Annotated in this window: 1 protein-coding gene; it reads right to left on the bottom strand. The window is 55.6% G+C overall.

Going from position 1 to position 1299, the window contains the following annotated elements:
- Window positions 1-254 precede the first annotated feature (254 nt).
- A complete protein-coding gene (locus tag HMPREF3066_RS05710; protein WP_070441095.1) occupies window positions 255-1091 on the bottom strand; it encodes a PHP domain-containing protein in 837 nt (278 codons plus the stop codon).
- Between the last annotated feature and the right edge of the window lie 208 nt (window positions 1092-1299).

Here is a 1299-nt window from a genome sequence, read left to right as displayed (position 1 = left end):
CGTACTGGTTTAAAGTTAATCCACTATAATTCCTTTGAATCAAATAGGACGCCTATTCGCCATCATGGCTGCTTTTGTGTGTATGGGCATGACGGCAGCGGTACGGTTTGGTTTACCTGTCAAGATTGTGCGCAGACAGGTTGTTTGAAATTTTCGGTAAATTTGCGGATAAAACCTACACGACGGAATTCTTTAAGGCATGGCGTGTAGCGTCGGCGAGTTTGCCCCAATATCCAAACTTGGCCTTAAACGTCTCAAACCCTTTTGAAATGTTCCCAAACCGGTTTGCAGTTTTCCGGCAGTTCGGGACATGCGCCGAGGATGCCGCCGCTGAAGTCGTTTAAGCGGTGGAAATCGCTGCCCGCGCTGGCGAGCATGCCGAAGCGTTCTGCCAGCAGCGCGTAGTTGAGGCGGTCGTTTTTGCAGCAGTTGCCGCTGTGGACTTCGATGCCCACACCGCCGAGGTTTTTAAATTCTTCAAACAGATTGCGCTTGGCGGTGGCGGACAAGTCGTAGCGCATGGGGTGGGCGATGATAGCCATGCCGCCTGCGCCGTTGACGGCGGAGACGCAGTCTGCCAGCGTCGCCCATTCGTGACGGACGGCGCAGGATTTGCCGTCGCCCAAGTATTTGGTGAACGCCTGCTGCTTGTTTTTGACGTGTCCCGCTCGGATGAGGAACTCGGCGATATGGGTGCGGCTGACCATTTCTTTGTTTGCCGCCAGTGCGAGCGCGCCGTCGTATGCGCCGCCGATGCCTTTCTTTTCGAGCTTGGCGGCGATGGCTTCAAGGCGTTTCAGACGACCTTGCCGTACTTGCGCCAACAGGTTTTGCAGGTTTTCGTCTTGTTCGTCGAAATCCAAACCGACGACGTGTATGGTGCGCCCGCGCCAAGTTACGGAGATTTCCACGCCGTTGACGAAACGCAGCCCGACCGCGTCGGCTTCGGCACGCGCTTCGGCGATGCCGCCGGTGTGGTCGTGGTCGGTCAACGCCAGCAGCGTGCAGCCGTTTTGATGCGCGAGGCACACGACTTCGGCGGGGGAGAGCATACCGTCGGAAACGGTGGAATGGCAGTGCAGGTCTATCATGGGGCGTTATGTGTGTGGTGAACAGTGGGCGGGTGCAATATTGTCGGGCGGTGTGGCGACGGGGCAATTTTAAAAACGGTGTATGGTAAATTCAAAGAAAAAGTACCTATGCCGTCATTCCCGCGCAGGCGGGAATCCAGACTTTGATTTGTCGGAAATGTTTAAGGTTAACCGCTATTTCAAACTTCTGGATTCCCGCCTGCGCGGG

It is taken from the genome of Neisseria sp. HMSC03D10 (assembly GCF_001807625.1).
Lineage (GTDB): Bacteria > Pseudomonadota > Gammaproteobacteria > Burkholderiales > Neisseriaceae > Neisseria > Neisseria mucosa.
The sequence above is the reverse complement of the archived record's forward strand: the minus strand, read 5'-3'. Positions and strand labels throughout refer to the sequence as shown.